Here is a 302-nt window from a genome sequence, read left to right as displayed (position 1 = left end):
GTCGGGTTTCTGCCCAAGTCGGCCGATCGCCGGTCGCTGATCAGGAGGATCCGCAAGGTCAGTCAGGGTGAGCTGTTCTATCCGTCACTGCAGACTGCCGTGGTTCAGTCTGATTCGTTGACCCCCAGGCAGCTCGAGGTTCTTGGCCTGCTGGCGGAAGGCCTGCCCAACAAGCGGATCTGCCAGGTTCTGGACCTTACCGAGCACACGGTAAAAACCCACCTGAAAGCCATATTCGTGCATCTTGGCGTCCATAACCGGACCGAGTGCGTTGCCAAGGCTCGCGCCATCGGGCTGATCAA

Annotated in this window: 1 protein-coding gene; it reads left to right on the top strand. The window is 59.6% G+C overall.

The window, feature by feature from the left end; all coding sequences use genetic code 11:
- Nucleotides 1–302, top strand: a 302-nt coding sequence (locus E5Q11_RS17685) for a response regulator transcription factor (protein WP_135804731.1), incomplete at both ends; no start/stop codon positions are given.

It is taken from the genome of Marinobacter confluentis (genome assembly GCF_004785685.1).
Classification (GTDB): Bacteria; Pseudomonadota; Gammaproteobacteria; order Pseudomonadales; family Oleiphilaceae; genus Marinobacter; species Marinobacter confluentis.
This window is presented reverse-complemented; position numbering and strand designations above follow the sequence as displayed.